General features: G+C 65.7%; 20 protein-coding genes. 13 read left to right on the top strand and 7 right to left on the bottom strand.

Annotated features, from left to right (window positions below; translation table 11 throughout):
• Positions 1-18 precede the first annotated feature (18 nt).
• The 4 genes from AC1D2L_RS05945 (at position 19) to AC1D2L_RS05930 (ending at position 3,618) form a co-directional block, all read left to right on the top strand.
• Positions 19-567, top strand: coding sequence for a TRAP transporter small permease (locus AC1D2L_RS05945; RefSeq protein ID WP_476844912.1), 549 nt, complete (start codon positions 19-21; stop codon positions 565-567).
• 4 nt (positions 568-571) lie between these two features.
• On the top strand, positions 572-1,879 hold the full coding sequence (locus AC1D2L_RS05940; RefSeq protein WP_476844911.1) for a TRAP transporter large permease: 1,308 nt from the start codon (positions 572-574) through the stop codon (positions 1,877-1,879).
• Between the two features lie 34 nt (positions 1,880-1,913).
• Positions 1,914-2,909, top strand: coding sequence for a TRAP transporter substrate-binding protein (locus AC1D2L_RS05935; protein WP_476844910.1), 996 nt, complete (start codon positions 1,914-1,916; stop codon positions 2,907-2,909).
• 178 nt (positions 2,910-3,087) lie between these two features.
• Positions 3,088-3,618, top strand: coding sequence for a winged helix DNA-binding protein (locus AC1D2L_RS05930; protein WP_476844909.1), 531 nt, complete (start codon positions 3,088-3,090; stop codon positions 3,616-3,618).
• 568 nt (positions 3,619-4,186) lie between these two features.
• Here AC1D2L_RS05930 and AC1D2L_RS05925 read toward each other — a convergent pair.
• Positions 4,187-4,555, bottom strand: coding sequence for a winged helix-turn-helix transcriptional regulator (locus AC1D2L_RS05925; protein ID WP_476844908.1), 369 nt, complete (start codon positions 4,553-4,555; stop codon positions 4,187-4,189).
• Between the two features lie 116 nt (positions 4,556-4,671).
• Here AC1D2L_RS05925 and AC1D2L_RS05920 point away from each other — a divergent pair, with 116 nt between their 5' ends.
• Complete coding sequence (locus AC1D2L_RS05920) at positions 4,672-5,487, top strand: SDR family NAD(P)-dependent oxidoreductase (RefSeq protein ID WP_476844907.1); 816 nt, start codon at positions 4,672-4,674, stop codon at positions 5,485-5,487.
• 170 nt (positions 5,488-5,657) lie between these two features.
• Here AC1D2L_RS05920 and AC1D2L_RS05915 read toward each other — a convergent pair whose 3' ends face one another.
• Together AC1D2L_RS05915 and AC1D2L_RS05910 are read right to left on the bottom strand one after the other, a co-directional pair.
• Positions 5,658-6,200 carry an SRPBCC family protein gene (locus AC1D2L_RS05915; RefSeq protein WP_476844906.1) on the bottom strand — a complete coding sequence of 181 codons (543 nt, stop codon included), beginning with the start codon at positions 6,198-6,200 and terminating at the stop codon, positions 5,658-5,660.
• The gene (locus tag AC1D2L_RS05910; RefSeq protein ID WP_476844905.1) at positions 6,200-6,520 is read right to left on the bottom strand and encodes a metalloregulator ArsR/SmtB family transcription factor; all 321 of its coding nucleotides are present in this window, start codon (positions 6,518-6,520) and stop codon (positions 6,200-6,202) included. Before AC1D2L_RS05910 ends, AC1D2L_RS05915 begins: the two co-directional genes overlap by 1 nt.
• Positions 6,521-6,672: 152 nt before the next feature.
• Between AC1D2L_RS05910 and AC1D2L_RS05905 the strand changes: the two genes are divergently transcribed.
• Both AC1D2L_RS05905 and AC1D2L_RS05900 read left to right on the top strand, forming a co-directional pair.
• Entirely contained in the window at positions 6,673-7,560 is an 888-nt protein-coding gene (locus tag AC1D2L_RS05905) for a DMT family transporter (protein WP_476844904.1), read from the top strand.
• A gap of 44 nt (positions 7,561-7,604) precedes the next feature.
• Complete coding sequence (locus AC1D2L_RS05900; protein WP_476844903.1) at positions 7,605-8,738, top strand: iron-containing alcohol dehydrogenase; 1,134 nt, start codon at positions 7,605-7,607, stop codon at positions 8,736-8,738.
• A gap of 149 nt (positions 8,739-8,887) precedes the next feature.
• Here the strand turns inward: AC1D2L_RS05900 and AC1D2L_RS05895 are convergent, their stop codons facing one another.
• On the bottom strand, positions 8,888-9,523 hold the full coding sequence (locus tag AC1D2L_RS05895) for a pyridoxamine 5'-phosphate oxidase family protein (RefSeq protein ID WP_476844902.1): 636 nt from the start codon (positions 9,521-9,523) through the stop codon (positions 8,888-8,890).
• Between the two features lie 222 nt (positions 9,524-9,745).
• Here AC1D2L_RS05895 and AC1D2L_RS05890 point away from each other — a divergent pair, with 222 nt between their 5' ends.
• From AC1D2L_RS05890 to AC1D2L_RS05875, 4 genes are all read left to right on the top strand, one after another.
• A complete protein-coding gene (locus AC1D2L_RS05890) occupies positions 9,746-10,207 on the top strand; it encodes a hypothetical protein (RefSeq protein ID WP_476844901.1) in 462 nt (153 codons plus the stop codon).
• Between the two features lie 46 nt (positions 10,208-10,253).
• Positions 10,254-10,901: a ribonuclease T2 family protein gene (locus AC1D2L_RS05885; RefSeq protein ID WP_476844900.1), complete on the top strand. Its 648-nt coding sequence runs from the start codon at positions 10,254-10,256 to the stop codon at positions 10,899-10,901.
• An 80-nt stretch (positions 10,902-10,981) separates the two neighbouring features.
• On the top strand, positions 10,982-11,833 hold the full coding sequence (locus AC1D2L_RS05880) for a 23S rRNA (adenine(2030)-N(6))-methyltransferase RlmJ (RefSeq protein ID WP_476844899.1): 852 nt from the start codon (positions 10,982-10,984) through the stop codon (positions 11,831-11,833).
• 45 nt (positions 11,834-11,878) lie between these two features.
• Positions 11,879-12,487, top strand: coding sequence for a glutathione S-transferase family protein (locus tag AC1D2L_RS05875; protein WP_476844898.1), 609 nt, complete (start codon positions 11,879-11,881; stop codon positions 12,485-12,487).
• Between the two features lie 169 nt (positions 12,488-12,656).
• Here the strand turns inward: AC1D2L_RS05875 and AC1D2L_RS05870 are convergent, their stop codons facing one another.
• Complete coding sequence (locus tag AC1D2L_RS05870) at positions 12,657-13,316, bottom strand: outer membrane protein (protein ID WP_476844897.1); 660 nt, start codon at positions 13,314-13,316, stop codon at positions 12,657-12,659.
• Between the two features lie 374 nt (positions 13,317-13,690).
• Between AC1D2L_RS05870 and AC1D2L_RS05865 the strand changes: the two genes are divergently transcribed.
• A complete protein-coding gene (locus tag AC1D2L_RS05865) occupies positions 13,691-14,488 on the top strand; it encodes a glycosyltransferase family 2 protein (RefSeq protein ID WP_476844896.1) in 798 nt (265 codons plus the stop codon).
• Complete coding sequence (locus AC1D2L_RS05860) at positions 14,481-15,227, top strand: SDR family oxidoreductase (RefSeq protein ID WP_476844895.1); 747 nt, start codon at positions 14,481-14,483, stop codon at positions 15,225-15,227. The genes AC1D2L_RS05865 and AC1D2L_RS05860 overlap by 8 nt, the downstream gene beginning before the upstream one ends.
• Before the next feature lie 111 nt (positions 15,228-15,338).
• Here the strand turns inward: AC1D2L_RS05860 and AC1D2L_RS05855 are convergent, their stop codons facing one another.
• Together AC1D2L_RS05855 and AC1D2L_RS05850 are read right to left on the bottom strand one after the other, a co-directional pair.
• Positions 15,339-15,968, bottom strand: a complete 630-nt coding sequence (locus tag AC1D2L_RS05855; protein ID WP_476844894.1) for a DsbA family protein — start codon at positions 15,966-15,968, stop codon at positions 15,339-15,341.
• A gap of 109 nt (positions 15,969-16,077) precedes the next feature.
• Positions 16,078-16,362, bottom strand: coding sequence for a hypothetical protein (locus AC1D2L_RS05850; RefSeq protein WP_476844893.1), 285 nt, complete (start codon positions 16,360-16,362; stop codon positions 16,078-16,080).
• Positions 16,363-16,457 lie beyond the last annotated feature (95 nt).

Genomic DNA, 16,457 nt, shown 5'->3' with positions numbered 1-16,457 from the left:
TCGTTGCGGAGTGCGCGCATGATCCGTCGCGCATTGGATGGCCTCTACCTCTGGGCCGGCTATGCGGCCGGCTGCTTCCTCGTCCTGATCTTCGTGCTGATGATGGCCCTGTCGATCGGCCGCGAGGTTGGCTTCAACATTCCCGCCGGCGATGATTTCACCTCCTGGTGCATGGCGGCTATGGCCTTTCTCGGCCTCGCCCACACCTTCAAATCCGGCGACATGATCCGGGTTGGGCTGCTTATCGACCGGTTCAAGGGGCGCACGCGCTGGTTCTTCGAGCTGTTCTCTCTGGTGCTGGGTGTCGGCTTCGTCGGCTTTTTCGCCTGGCACGCCGTCGTCATGACCTGGCAATCCCATGCCTTCAACGATGTCGCGGGCGGCGTCGTGGCGATGCCGATGTGGATCCCGCAACTCGGCTACTCCGGCGGGCTGGTGATCCTGTTCATCGCCTTCGTCGACGAGTTCATCCATGTCGTGCTGCGCGGCCAGCCGCCCCGCTACGAGAAGCCCCCTGCCCAGTCCGACGAGGAAATCGTCGAGCGCGCCATGGCGAGCGGAGTCTGACGCCATGCCGATGATCGAGATTTCCGCCCTGCTCCTGCTCCTGCTGGTCGTCTTCCTGGCCGGCGGCGTCTGGATCGCGATCTCGCTGATGGCCTGCGGCTGGGTCGCCATGCAGTTCGTCGGCGGCGGCATCCCCGCCGGGGCCGTGCTCGCCACCACGATCTGGGGCAACAGCGCCTCCTGGACACTGGCCGCGTTGCCGCTTTTCATCTGGATGGGCGAGATCCTCTACCGGACAAAGCTCTCGGAAGAGATGTTCCGGGGCCTGGCCCCCTGGCTCAACTGGCTGCCCGGCCGGCTGATGCATGTGAACGTGCTCGCTTGCGGCATCTTCGGCTCGGTCTCGGGCTCGTCGGCCGCGACCTGCGCCACCGTCGCAAAGATCGCGCTGCCCGAACTCAAGAGGCGCGGCTATGACGAGAAGGTCGCGCTGGGTTCGCTCGCAGGCGCCGGCACGCTCGGCATCCTGATCCCGCCCTCGATCACCATGGTGGTCTACGCGGTGGCGGCAAATGTCTCGATCATCCAGGTCTTCCTCGCCGGCTTCCTGCCGGGAGTGCTCGTGATGGCACTGTACTCCGGATACATCGTGGTCTGGCACCTGCTTAACCCCGACAAGTCGCCGCCGCCCGAGCCGTCGATGCCGTTCCGCCAGAAGCTGCGGGAATCGGCGCAGTTGATCCCATGCATGCTCCTGATCGCGCTGGTCTTCCTGTCGCTGCTGCTGGGCTGGGCGACCGCGACCGAATGCGCGGCCTGGGGCGTTCTGGGCTCCTTCGGCATCGCCTGGTGGTCGGGCGGGCTGACCAAGGACGCGTTCTGGCAGAGCGTGATGGGCACCACCCGGATCACCTGCATGATTATGCTGATCCTGGCCGGCGCCTCCTTCATGTCGACCTCGATGGCCTATACCGGCATCCCGCTGGCACTCGCCGAATGGGTCGATAGCCTGCACCTCTCGCCCTATGCGCTGATCGCCGCCCTGACGGTGATGTACATCGTGCTCGGCACCGCGCTCGACGGCATCTCGATGATCGTGCTGACGACGGCCATCGTGATCCCGATGATCAAGACGGCCGGCTTCGACCTCGTCTGGTTCGGCATCTTCCTCGTGCTGATCGTCGAGATGGCGGAGGTCTCGCCGCCGGTCGGCTTCAACCTCTTCGTGCTCCAGACCATGTCGGGCAAGGATTCCAACACGGTTGCGCTGGCAGCGCTGCCATTCTTCTTCCTGCTGGTGGCTGCGGTCGCGATCATCACGATATTCCCGCAGATCGTCATGTATTTACCCGAACTCGCCTTTCCGAAATGATGCCTCATCAATAACAAGGGAACGGAGATACTTCATGAACCGCAACGTCTTCCTCAAGGGCCTGCTCGCAATCGGCGTCGCCACTGGCACCCTGGCGCTGGCTGCCCCCGCCGCCGTCGCGCAGGTCAAGTGGAACCTGCCGGCCGCCTATCCCGCCGATAACCCGCACAGCGAAAACCTCGTGGCCTTCGCTCGGGATGTCGAGGCCGCAACGGGTGGCAAGCTGACCATCACGGTCCATGCCAACGCCTCGCTGTTCAAGGCTCCCGAGATCAAGCGCGCCGTCCAGACCGGCCAGGCGCAAATGGGCGAGGTGCTGCTCTCGATCCACGAGAATGAGGACCCGGTCTTCGGCATCGACGTCGTGCCCTTCCTCGCGGCGAGTTTTCCCGAGGCGATGAACCTCTACAAGGCGTCCAAGCCTGCCGTGGAGAAGAAGCTCGACGCACAGGGCCTCAAGCTGCTGTTCATGATCCCGTGGGCGCCCCAGGGCGTCTATGCCAAGAAGGACATCAACGTCATCGAGGACATGAAGGGGCTGAAATGGCGCTCCTACAATGTCGGCACGGCGCGGCTTGGCGAACTGCTCGGCATGCAGTCTGTGACCATCCAGGCCGCCGAACTGCCGCAGGCGCTCGCCACCGGCGTGGTCAACTCCTTCATGTCGTCGGGCGGCACCGGCTATGACAGTAAGGTCTGGGAATCGCTGACGCATTTCTATGACGTCAAGGCCTGGATCCCCAAGGACGCGACCTTCGTGAACAAGGCCGCCTTCGATGCGCTCGACAAGCCGACTCAGGAAGCCTTGCTGAAGGCGGCCGCGATCGCCGAAACACGTGGCTGGAAGGCATGGCAGGACAAGGCCGGCTGGTATCTCGACCAGCTCAAGGCCAAGGGTATGAAGGTGCAGGACCCCTCGCCCGCGCTCTCGGCCGGGTTCAAGAAGGCCGGCGAGACCCTGACGGCCGACTGGCTGAAGAAGGCCGGCGCTGACGGCCAGGCAATCGTCGACGCCTACAAGAAGATGTGACACAGGACGGCCTCGCCTGTCTCGGGCCGCGCAAAAGCGCAGGCCGCCCGAGACCCCAGTGAAGGAAGCAGCCGGTGGCAGCTATGGTCGGTCACGCCCGACCGTGACGCCCAGCGGCCTACTCCTCACCCCACCCTCTCCCTGCGGGAGAGGGTTCCCCGCGCCTCGGACAAATGTCGTGTCACCGCCCTCAATCTCGATTGACCCCCTCGGACCGATCGTATCCTCCGGCCATCTCGCTTCCGGCGCGATGCCGGCAGCCTCCGAATTCGAGTTCGCCCTCAGCATGACCGTCCACGCCTTCCATCGCTGGATGGTGCGCTGCATGGCGGCGGCGGGTGTTCCCGACCTGTCGCCGCTCGACGTGCTGGTGCTGCACAACGTCAACCACCGCGCAAAACCCAAGCGCCTCGCCGACATCTGCCTCGTCCTCAACATCGAGGACACTCATGTCGTGAATTACTCGCTGAAGAAGCTGGAGCGCCTGAAACTGCTGAAAGGCGGCCGCAAGGGCAAGGAGAAGACCGTAGCGGTGACGCCGGCCGGCGAGGAAGCCTGCCAGCGCTACGCCCAGATCCGCGAGCAACTGCTGGTGAAGTCGGTCCTCGCCACAGGCATGGAGCCGGCACGCCTCTCCGAGATCGCAGCCACCATGCGCTCGCTCTCGGGCCAGTACGACCAGGCCGCGCGCGCTGCGGCGAGCCTCTGAAACCCGCTCCCCAGCCTACCCGCGAGCCCTCATCCTGAGGAGCCGCGGAACCCGGCGTCTCGAAGGATGCTCGCCTGGGCTCCCGGACCTCCTGAACCATCCTTCAAGACGCGCCTGCGGCGCTCCTCAGGATGAGGGCTTGGAGGACGCAATGCCGCGCGCGGAAAACCCCGCCGGCTTGCGCCGCGAGGGTGTTCCGCAGGGGATGCGCGGGACGGCCGGGGCGTCGCAGTCGACGGCTGCGAGCCGATGTCGATGTCGATACGAAGTCGAGCAGCGCCAAGGGCCGCCTCGACCGTCCCGCACGCGGTTCTCTGGGGGCCCGTCCGTCGGTTCAGAGTCCGGCTATGGACCCGTGCCTGCCTGTTCGGCGCGGCCGGCGGACGGCGCCTCCATGGCGACAAGCCCGCGACGGCCGCCACCATGAACACCGCAACCCCGCCCGGCCGCACGACGCCTCGCGACAGCCCCCTTGGTCGGGCGGAGCGAGGCGACTATGAGGCCGGCCGTGGGTGGCGGGGATAAGTTGGGAGCGTCTGGTTTTCCGCCACCAGCGGGCGGTCGAACCTTACCGGCCTTCCAGATCGAAATGTTGCTGAGCGCTCGACAGGTCCGCCTGATGGTCGACCGCCCAGTTATACAACGCCAGAAACGGGTCCTGCAGGGTGCGGCCCAAAGGCGTGATCGAATACACAACGGCAATCGGCGAGGTCACCGTGACGCGACGATGCACCAATCCGTTCCGCTCCAGGCGGCGCAGGGATTCGGTCAGCGCCTTTTGGGTAATGCCGTCCAGCCGGCGCTTCAGAGCGTTGAAGCGTCTCGGCTCCTCACACAGGAAGGTGAGGATTAAGATCGACCATTTATGCGCGACCTGTTCGAGAACCGTACGAACTGCGGGCAATGTTTCGATTACTTGCTGCTCTGTGTAAGCCATCCGGTCTCCTCAACGATACCTAGTGTATGAGCGGTGCGTAATTGACACCTAGTATATCGATTATACCGTATGCGGGACATCCGTCGCCCCCCCTGATTATCCCGTAGGAGATCGTTTTGCCTCAATCCCATCCTGGCAAGCCCGGCACCGCCATCGTCACCGGTGCATCGTCCGGCATCGGCAAGGTCTATGCCGAGCGGCTTGCCGCACGCGGCCATGATCTCGTGCTCGTCGCCCGGCGCGAAGACCGGTTGCGCCAGATCGCGGACGATCTGCAGCAGCGTTTCCAGATCAAGGCCGAAGTCCTGGTCGCCGACCTCTCCCAACCCTCCGGCGTCGCGTCGGTGGTCTCCGGGATTCAGGACGATCCGTCGATTTCGGTCCTGGTGAACAATGCCGGGTTTTCGACGATGAGGCCGCTGACGGAGACGCCCGACGCGGTCATTTCCACGATGATTGCCCTGAACGTGACGGCGCTGACACTGCTGTCCAAGGCGGCACTCGTCGCGTTCAAGGCCAAGGGTGGCGGGGCGCTCATCAACATCGGATCCGGTGCGGGGTTCGCACCTTATCCGAACATTCCCGTCTACGGCTCCACCAAGGCCTATGTCTCCCTGTTCACGCAGAGCCTTCAAAACGAGGTCGAGGGGACGTCCGTGCGCGTCCAGCTGGTTCTCCCTGGCGCCGTGACCTCGGAAGGATGGGAGGTCGCCGGCGGCGGCAGCGCGTTGGAAGCCTTGCCTGCAAACATCGTCATGTCAGCCGAGGATTGCGTCGACGCCGCCTTGTCCGGCCTGGATCAGGGGGAACGGATAACCGCGCCTTCGCTCCACGACGCGCCTATTCTGGTCGACCACGTCGCATCGGCAGGCACGCTCATGCAGTCGATGTTCGATGGACAAGCCGCCGCCCGCTACAGGTTGGCCCAATAGCGACCGGTCGCATCGAGTGGAGATAGCCTGCAGACCATTGGCCAGGGCAAAAGCTGGAAGATCGGTTCGGCGCTTGCGATGGACATGTCCGCAACGGGTCGAAGCAGGACACCTCAAAATCGGGCCCGGCGCTTGCACCGGGCCCCATGGCGATCACGTTGCGTGCCGGCCTAAACCGCCGCTCCCTTTTGCCGCTCGGCATACTCTGCCTCGACTGCCTCGAAGGCAGACCAGAAGCCGCGCTTGGGCCGGCTGGCAAGAATGTCGTCGAGAATGCCGAGATGGATATGCCAGCCGCCGGAGAAGCTGCGCATGGAGGCCGCGCTTGCGATCTGGCGATGCGTCAGCACCAGCCTGACCTTGTCGCCCTGCTCGGCAAGCTCGAAGGTGACCTCGGAATCCGGTTCGTCCGGGCTGCCCCAACTGATCGCCAGCGCATGCGGCGGCTCGCAGCGGAGGATCCGCTCCGTGCTCCAGATGCCGGTATCGTTCATCTCGCGGTAGCGCTCGGGCGGCGCCTCGTCGGTGATCATGGAGTGCTTGAACAACAGCTTCGCCGCCCCGCCCTCCCGCAGCTCGAAATCGCCGCCGGCAAACCAGGTCGCGCGCTTGTCGCTTTCGGTCAGATAAGCCCAGACCCGCTCGATGGGGCCAGGCAGCAGGCGCTCGAAACGCACCGCCCCGCTCTCCAGAACCACGCCATAGTCCGACATCAGCCTTCTCCCTCACTGGACTCGGGTTTCGCCAGCTCATGTTCGAGACGATCGAGATGCGTGCCCCAGAAGCCGCGGACCTTGCGGACCCAGGCATCGAATGCATCGAGCCCGGCGGGGTCGAGTCGATAGATCCGGTGCTGGCCACGGACCTCGACCTGGACCAGCCCGGCCTCGCGCAGAACCTTGAGGTGCTGCGATATCGCCGGCGCGCTGACATCGAAATGCGCCCTGATCTCGCCGGCCGACAAGGAGCCCTGCCCCAGCATCTCGATGATGCTGCGGCGTGTCGGCTCGGCAAGGGCAGTGAACTGATCCATGGGCCTATAATTTGCCATCCACTTAATTAAGTCAACGCCGAAATATTGAGAACCTGCACAAGGCGCAGGCAGCTCTGCCTGGCACGCGCTTGTGTCGTGGGCAGCGCTGCGGCAAAGCAGGCCTCCTGCCGCCCTCGTCTGTCCAAGAACCCATGCCCTCACGCAACACCACCCTAGCCGGCATCGGCATGATGCTGCTCGGCATCCTGCTGTTCTCGGTCAACGACGTGCTCGGCAAATGGCTGATGGCGACCTATACGGTGGGGCAGTTGCTGCTCATCCGCAGCGCGGCGGCCTTGGCCGTGCTGGCGCCATTCGTCGTCAAGCAGGGCCTGTCCCGTACGCTGCGGCCCGAACGCCCAGGCCTCCAGGTCCTGCGCGCTGCCCTGAGCGCCTGCGAGGCCACCACGTTTTATTGGGCTGTGTCCTATCTCCCGCTAGCCGACACCATGACGATCTGGATGGCGGGCTCCGTCTGGGTCGTCGTCCTGGCTGCACTCGTGCTTGGCGAGCGTGTCAGCCTCGGGCGCTGGATGGCCGCGCTGGTCGGCTTTCTGGGCGTCGCCATCACGATGGCGCCGAGCGGGGCAAGCCTCTCGACGCCGAGCCTGATCGCCTTGCTCGGCAGCCTTCTGTTCGCGGCCCTGATGATCGCCGGCCGCAAGTTGCGCGGCACCCCCGATGTCACCCTGGTCGCCTGGCAGACGCTTTTCACCATGCTGATGGGCGTGGCGCTCCTGCCGCTCGGCTGGGTCATGCCGAGCCTGCTCGACACCGCCCTGCTCGGCCTGCTCGGCATCGTCGCGATGATCGCTCATCTGTGCGTGACGCGTTCGCTCAAGCTCGCCGAGGCCTCGGTCGTGGTGCCCTACCAGTACACGCTGATCCTGTGGGCGCTGCTGTTCGGCTGGCTCGTTTTCGGCGACTGGCCGACGCCGGCGATGCTGCTGGGCGCCGGGCTGATCGTTGCTGCGGGTTTTGCCCTGCTGGTGCTCGAGCGCAAGAGCGAGCCGGTCGCAGCGGCGCTTGATCTGCCCTAGCTGTCTGCGCCAAGCTTCGCTCCCGTCTGCTGCGAGAACCCGACATGGCTTTGATCACCTACCTGACCACCATCAAGTTCGGTTTCGGCGAGATCGCCGGCATCGAGGCCGATCTTGCAGGGCTCGGTGTGAAGAAGCCGCTGATCATCGCCGACAAGGGCATCGTCGCCGCCGGGCTAGTCGCGACCGTCCAGAACCAGTCGGCGACGCTGCAGGCAGCCCCCGTCTTCGACGCGACCCCAACCAACCCCACGGAGGACGCCGTCGAGGCCGCCCTCGTCCTCTACCGCCAGTATGGCTGCGACGGCCTCGTCGCAATCGGCGGCGGCTCGCCGATAGACCTCGCCAAGGGCGTCGCGCTGCTGGCGACCCATCCGGGCCCGCTCGAAACCTATGCCGCGATCCTCGGCGGCATTCCGCGCGTGACATCGGCGGTCGCGCCCGTCATCGCCGTCCCGACCACATCGGGCACCGGCAGCGAGGTCGGCCGTGCTGCGCTGATCACGTTGAAGGACGGCCGCAAGCTCGGCTTCATCTCGCCGCACCTGATCCCGCGCATCGCGATCTGCGACCCCGAGCTGACCATGGGCCTGCCGGCCTGGCTCACCGCCGCCACCGGCATGGACGCCGTCACCCACTGCATCGAGACCTATCTCAGCCCGCGCGAAAACCCGCCGGCCGAGGCGATCGCGCTCGACGGGCTCAAGCGCGCCGTCGCCTTCATCGAGCGCGCGGTCAAGGATGGCTCGGATCGTGAGGCCCGCAAGGAAATGATGATGGCCGCGCTGCAGGGCGGCATGACCTTCCAGAAGGGGCTCGGCGCCGTGCATTCGCTGTCGCATCCGCTCGGCGGCCTCAAGGAGGTCTCGCTGCATCACGGCACACTGAACGCCGTGCTGCTGCCGGCGGTACTCCGCTTCAACGAGCCTGAGGCGAAGGCCAAATATGCGGAGATCCGGCGCGTGCTCGGGCTCGCCCCCGATACGGACCTCTCGGTCTGGATCGCCGGGCTCGTCTCGCGCCTCGGCCTGCCAGCGACGCTTTCCCATATGGGCCTGCCTCACGCGGTGATCCCCGCCATTGCGGAGGCCGCCGTGAAGGACCACTCCAGCGCGACCAACCCGCGACAGGCGACAGCAGCGGATTTCGCGATCATGCTGGAAGAGTCGTTCGGCTAGAACGATTTAGACAAGACCGGCGCCAGGTCCCGGACACGCCAATTCGCGAAACGGTTCCGGAATCCGCCGTAGGCCGGGCTTGTGCTCGGGACACGTTTCCGGGACGAGGCCTTCGCTTCGCCCGGTTCAGGCCGCCTGCATCAGCCGCTTCAATACAAGCGCAGCCGATAGGCCTCCTCGAGATTGGCCTCAGCTTCGGCAACGCCGATCGCCCTGGTCTGCTCGGCGACGATGCGGCCCAGTGTCGGAAAGCGGCTGCGTTCGACCTGCGCGGCGGGGTCCCACAGCTTTGAGCGCATCAGCGCCTTGCCGCAGTGGAAATAGGCTTCCTCGACTTCGACAACGAGGCCCGTCAACGGCGGCCGCTCCTGCACCGTGGAGGGCGCGAGCAAATCGGGATCGCGGGTCGCCCGCGCCTTGCCATTGACGCGGAGCGTCTCGTTGATGCCCGGCACCATGAAGACGAGGCCGACGCCCGGGGCCGACAGGACATTCCGAAAGCTGTCGATCCGGTTGTTGCCGCGACGGTCGGGGATGACCAGCGTCGTGTCGTCGAGCACGCGTACGAAACCGGGGCCGTCGCCGCGCGGGCTGGCGTCTGCACGCCCCTCGGAATCCGCCGTCGCCAGCACCAGGAATGGCGACAGCGCGATGAAGTCGCGGCAGAACTGGTCGAGCCGGTTGAGCACCTTGCGATCGACGATCGGGCTGACAGCGCCGAAATGGGCCCGCATCTCGTCGGGATCGGTGATCCGGGCAGCCGGATCATCATGTGACACAGTCATTCTCAACCTCCGGCCGGGCGTCGCATATCGCGTAATGGCGACAGTCAAAGCAGATCGCGGCAGCAAGACAAGAGCGTCGATAGGCGGCCCGCCCGTGAGGATCGAAATACCACAGGCCGCCGCCGGTTTACCGAACGCAGCGGCGAACGCTTGACCCTCACGCGCGCGACAGCCATCGTGCCGCAAGATTCCGTCGCCTGTCCCTGCACGAGGCTAGCTCCCATGCGCCGCGCTTTGCTGCGAACCGCCCTGATCTCCCTCGCCTTCGCGAGCGCCGCCGTTTCGGCCGACGCCTCGAGCCGCCGCTACGTTGCACCGCCCGACATTGCCGAAAACCGCATCGTCCCGATGTACGGCAACCTGCCCGCTTGCGAGGATCCGGCCGTCCTCGGCGAGATCACCAGCTGGTTCAACTCGCGCGAGGCCAAGTTCTGGGGCCCACTCCAGGCGGTCGCCTTCGACCGTATCCAGCCGATCGGCTTCCGCCCGATGGGCGACGACCTGATTCCGCGCCGCTTCTGCACCGGTCGCGTCGCGCTGAACGACGGCTCGCTGCGTCGCGTCGACTATTCGGTCCGCGAGAATCTCGGCCTCTTCGGCTACACCTGGAACGTCAACTGGTGCGTCAGCGGGCTCGACCGCCATCGCTCCTATGCGCCCGACTGCAAGATGGCCCGCCCCTGAGCGCGCGAGCCATCTCGCTGTGAGGTTCTTGCGTGCAGGGCTTGCGATGCTCGCTCTCGCCAGCGTTTTCGCCGGCGATGCCCAGGCCCAGTGGCGCAGCAACCGCGGCGGAGACGCGCCCGGTGATTTCGATTTCTACGTCCTTGCGCTGTCCTGGTCGCCGGGCTTCTGCGAGCTCGATGGCGGGCGTGGGCGCAACCGCGAGCAGTGCGGCGAAGGCGCCAATCTGCGCTTCGTGGTCCATGGCCTCTGGCCGCAGTTTGAGCGTGGCTACCCCAGCGATTGCGGCCCCGCCGGCCGGACGCCCTCGCGCATCGCGCTCGAGAAGGCCGAGGGCCTGTTCCCGACCGAGAGCCTCGCCCGCTACGAATGGCGCAAGCACGGCACCTGCTCGGGCTCGAGCCCGTCGGACTACTTCGCCGATGTGCGGCGTGCGCGCGACAAGGTCACGATCCCGCCGCAACTTGCCAAGGCCGAGCGCGAGCAGAGCTGGACGGCCATCGACCTCGAACGCGCCTTCGTCGATGCCAATCCCGGCCTGCGCACCGACATGATGTCCGTGGCCTGCAAGCGCGGCGTCCTGCAGGAAGTCCGGATCTGCTTCACGAAGGACCTCCGCAATTTCAAGACCTGCCAGCAGGTCGATCGCTCCGGCTGCCGCACGCGCGATATCACGGTCAGCGCACCGCGCTGACACCGGGCCATGGCCAACGTTCCACGGCCCTCATCCCCAGCAGTCCTGACAGCGGCGAAAAAGCCGCGTAAGACCGCCCGATGAATTACCGTCACGGCTTCCACGCCGGAAATTTCGCCGACGTCCTGAAGCACGTCATGCTCACCCGCATCCTGCTGCATCTCGGCGCCAAGGATGCTCCCTATCGCGTCGTCGACACGCATGCCGGCTCCGGCCGCTATGACCTCGGCTCCGACGAGGCCCTGCGCACCTATGAATGGAAGGACGGCGTCGCGCGCATAGACCGCTCGGCGCTGGCCGCTCCCGTCGAGGCGCTGCTGAAACCCTGGCGGGATGCCCTTTCCGGCGCTCGCGCGCTGTTCGGCGCCGACGCCTATCCCGGCTCGCCCTGGCTCTGCCGCCACGCCATGCGCGCAGACGACCGCCTGATCGCGGCCGAACTCCACGAGCACACGCACAAGAAGCTTGCCGCCGTGCTCGGCCGCGATTCGCGCTGCAAGGCGCTGCCGATCGATGGCTGGAACGCGCTGCGCGGCAATGTCCCGCCGAAGGAACGCCGCGGGCTCGTGCTGATCGACCCGCCCTTCGAGGAGAAGGACGAGTTCGCCACGCTGGAGACCGAGTTCATCGCGGCCCATCGCAAATGGCCGAGCGGCATCTATGCGCTCTGGTATCCGGTCAAGGACCGGCTCGCGGTCGCCAATCTCATGAGCGGGATCACGGCAGCGGGAATCGGCCGGCTGCTGCGGCTGGAGATCGATGTCGATCGTCCCGAGGCGGCCGGTGGCCTGAGTGCCACCGGCATGCTGATCGTCAACCCGCCCTGGAAGCTGGCCGAGGAGGCGCAGATTCTGCTGCCGGCCCTGACAGAGCGCCTCGCGCAGGGGCCAAGCCCGCGCTACCTCTGTGAGTCCATCCGCCCCGACGGCTGAACGCCCGTCACCAACTTGCCCCTTGCCATCAGATAAGGTCCGCCGATGCTAACCTTGCGCTCCTCCCCTGCCTCCCCGTTTGGCCGCAAGGTCAAGATCGCGGCCATCGTGCTTGGGCTAATGGACCAGATCGAGATCGTCGCCGCCGACACGACCGACCCGGCCGAGCCGCTGCGTCAGCAGAACCCGCTCGGCAAGATCCCGACGCTCGTCCTCGACGACGGCACGACCCTGTTCGATTCGCGCGTCATCGCGGAATATCTCGACCATCTTGCCGGCGGCGGACGAATCTTCCCGAACGGCGAGGCCCGTTTCGCGCAGTTGCGCCTGCAGGCGCTGGCCGATGGACTGGCCGATGCCGCGCTGCTGCAGGTCTACGAGACCCGTTTCCGGCCCGAAGGCATGCGCAACGAAGCCTGGGTCGCCAATCAGGCTGGCAAGGTCGCGCGCACCCTGACCGCGCTCGACGCCCTGCCGCCGGCGGATCCGACGAGCCAGCCCGGTATCGGCGAAATCGCGCTTGCCTGCGCGCTCGGCTATCTCGACCTGCGCTTCGAGGGCAAGTGGCGCGCCGAGTATCCGCAGCTCGTCGCCTGGCTCGATGCCTTCGCCGAGGCTGTCCCCGCCTTCGAGGCGACCCGCTTCAAGGGCTGACACAGCCCGCCGGCACGGCTGAGAATCAGAAAGCCGCCAGTCCCCCCGCTCATGCGGGACGGATTGGCGGCTTTTCTTATACCGGGTCCACGCCGCATGCGGCACGCAGACAAAAAGAAACCCGGTGACCGAAGCCACCGGGTTCCCTGATCGTCTCAGAGAGACTGGATCAGAACTTGTAGCTCAGGCGAGCGCGGACGACCGAGAAGTCGTGGCCAACCTTGACGCCCGAGTTGAACACGTTCTTCTCGCCGAGGTCGACGTACATGTACTCGACGCCGCCAACCAGGTTGTTCGTGAAGGCGTACTCAAGACCAGCGCCGAGAGCGTAGCCACCGGTGTGGGTCTTGTCGGTCGAGCCGACGCCGCCGATCGTGGTCTTCACGTTGCCGTAAGCCCAACCAGCAGTGACGTAAGGCAGGATACGGTCGAAGGCGAGGCCGGCGCGAGCGCGGACCGTGCCGTAGAAGTCGGTGCTGACGCTGTCGCCGAACACGTTGGTGCCGGTCTTCAGGTCGGCGCCCTGGATGTCAGCCTCGAGGCCGAGGACGAACTGGCCCATCTGGTAGTTGTAGCCAACCTGGCCACCGCCAACGAAACCGTCGGTGTCACCGATGGTGACGGTGCGGTTAGCGAAGGTCGTGCCAGCGTTCACGTTGCCCCAGCCGTAGCCGGCGTTGGCGCCGACGTAGAAGCCGGTCCAGGTGAACACGGGAGCATAAACCGGCGCCATCACCGGGCCCTTGCGGGACGGCAGGTCAGCAGCAGAGGCAGCGCCGGCAACGATCAGGCCGAGAGCCGCGACGCCCGAAAGCAGATAGTTCTTCATGATGTACTCCTTAGTCGTCGCTAGTGCCGGGCTTGGGCTCGGCGGGTGATTTCGATGATGTAGGTATAAGACCACGGACGGCCTTTGTCTGTTGCGTCGGAAGCACATCTCCCTGTCAGACCAAGGCAGAAATGCGGCACGAATTGGGATGACTAAGGCTAAAGTGTAAAGCCAGATTAATCATTGTTAAAGGACGCTGTATGGTAAATTGAATACTAATAGAGTGAACTCATCCTCACTCCTCCCGCACGCAAAACGCCGCAGATTGCGCAAGGTTCCGCCATGATTGTGGCAGGCCGTCTCCGTCCGCTTGCGAGGCTGCTCGCCGCGTGCTTAAGGCGATAGACCGCAGCAAATGACGGAAAAACAAGCACGTGCCGCCTCTCTCGATATTCATCATCGCGCGCGACGAGGCTGATCGCATCGCACGGACGATCGAGGCGATCCGCTCCCTGAGCGATGACATCATATTGGTCGATTCCGGCTCGACCGACGGCACGCAGGAGATCGCAGCCGCGCTCGGCGCGCGCGTCATAATCAATGACTGGCCGGGTTATGGCCCGCAGAAGCGCTTCGCCGAGGAGCAATGCCGCCATGATTGGCTCCTCAACCTTGACGCCGACGAGGTGTTGCCGCCCGATCTCGTTGCGGAAATCGCGGACCTCTTCGCCAAGGGCGCGCCGCCCGCGGATGCCTACAAGCTGCGGATTGCCGAGATTTTCCCCGGCGAAGGCGCGCCGCATCGCTTCGCCTATGCCCTGGCGCCCGTGCGCCTCTATCGGAAATCCAAGGGCCGCTATTCGCCCTCGCCGGTTCATGACCGGGTCGATCTGGCGCCCGATGCCAGGGTCAGCCGCCTGAACGGGACGGTGCATCACTATTCCGTGCGCTCGCTCGGCGAGCAGATGGATAAGCTCAACGGCTACAGCGACGCGCAGGCCGACGATCTCGACGCACGCGGCGCGACGCTCTCCGTCTTCCGGCTCGTTGCGGAGTTTCCGGCCAATTTCATCAAGGCCTATATCGGGCGCCGGCACGCGCTGCGCGGCGTCTATGGCTTCATGACGGCGATGAACTACGCCTTCTATCGCTATCTGCGCGTAGCCAAGCACTGGGAACGCCGGCTGCAGCGGCGCTCATCTGCAAAATCCCCGGACGGCAGGAATGGCTGAGGTCGCGCTGGTTACCGGTGGCTCGAAGCGGATCGGCCGCGCTATCGTCGAGCGTCTCGCCGGCGCCGGATACAGCGTCGCGATCCATTGCGGCAGCGGGCGCGAGGAGGCAGATGCCCTCGCCGCCACGCTGGTCGCACAAGGCGCCCGCGCCTGCGTGGTGCCGGCCGATCTCGCCGATCCCGCCGACGTCGAGACGATCGTGCCGGTGGCGGAGGCCGCGCTCGGCCCGGTCACGTTGCTGGTCAACAACGCCTCGAGCTTCCTGCTCGACGATATCCGGTCGATCGACGTCGCGACCTGGAACCGGCAGTTCTCGATCAACCTGCGCGCGCCGTCCGTACTCGCCGGCGCGATGGCCAACCGCCTGCCCCCGAGCATCGACGGCGCCATCGTGAACATCATCGACCAGCGTGTCTGGAAGCTGACGCCGCAATACTACTCCTACACCCTGACAAAGGCCGCCCTGCTGACAGCGACTCAGACCATGGCGCAGGCGCTGGCGCCGCGCATCCGCGTCAATGCGGTCGGCCCCGGCCCGACATTCCCGAACCCCCATGACGGCGAAGCGATGATGGCCGTCGAGGTCGCCGGAACGCTGCTCGAACGCAAGGTCGATGCCGCCGAGATCGCGGAGGCGGTGCTCTATCTCGCCCGGGCACGCTCGGTCACCGGGCAGATGATCGCGGTCGATGCCGGGCAGCATCTCGGCTGGCGCACGCCCGACATCGTGGGCTGATCATTTCCCCGTCATTGCGAGCGCTGCGAAGCAATCCAGGGGGTCTTGGCGCTCTGCGAATCTGGATTGCTTCGCTGCGCTCGCAATGACGGCAGTGGCAATGCCGGAAAACTACACCGTCGCGTCGTCGCGATAGGGACCACGCCCGCTGGCCAGCGCGTCGGCGAGCAGATCGAGCCTGTCCTGCCCCCAGAACACCTCGCCGGCGAGCACATAGCTCGGCGCGCCGAACACACCGGCCGCAACCGCCGTATTGATCGTCGCCGCGTAGAGCTGCAGCACGGCCTCGCTATTGGCTGCTTCGATGAGCGCCGCCCCATTGAAGCCGGCAGAGTCGGCGATCCCCGCAATCAGCTCGGGATTCGACAGATCCTCGTCGCGCGCCCAGACGCCCGCCAGAACCTGCCCGACGAAGCCGGACGGGTCGCCACCAGCCTGGGCAATCGCGATCACGACCCTGTCGGCCAGTGAGACATCGAAAGGGAAATGCTTGGGATAAATCACCAGCGGCAGGTCGCGTTTCGCGCGCCAGCGCTGGAGTTCGAGAATGCGGTAGCGCTGGCGCACCGGATGCCGCTTCGGCAGCGGCAATCCGCCGGTCTCGTCGAAGACCATGCGCAGCGGCGTCGGGCGATAGACGATGCTGCAGCCGTGGCGCCGCGCGAGATCCACGAAGGCGGCGTGGCCGAGATAGGTCCAGGGAGAGAGCAGCGTGAAGTAGTAGTCGATCGAGCGGGCCATGGCGGATCAGGGGTCTCGGTTGCAACGGAACGGGCGATGCCGCGGCGCGCCGAAGACAGGACCTCGAAGGGTCCCGTCTCGGAATGCCGCAGCGATGATGTGCCAGGTGTCAGGCAGCCTTGTTCTTCACCGCGCCGATGATGGCCGTGAGGATCGCACCGCCGGCGCCGCCACCGATCAGGTTCGTCAGGATGCCGCCCACGCTGAGATTGCCGCCCTGGGCGGCTGCGCTGATGGCGGGCAGCAGCAGTGGGATCAACTGTCCCAAAACGCCGCCGCCGACCAGACCGGAGATGGTGTTGCCGATGGTGCCGAGATCGAAGGTGGGCGTCGCCTTGCCCGCCGCATTGCCGCCGATGGCGCCGGCAATGAGATTCATCAGGATCTGTTCCATGATAGCCCCCTCAGCCAAGGTGTTTGGCGAGGCGACGATGACTCTCCGCGCCGGGGAGGGCAACCGCAAAGGCGGACTAGGCCAGCCCCGCCCGC

This window comes from Allobosea sp. P1_B10, assembly GCF_056406735.1.
This window is presented reverse-complemented; position numbering and strand designations above follow the sequence as displayed.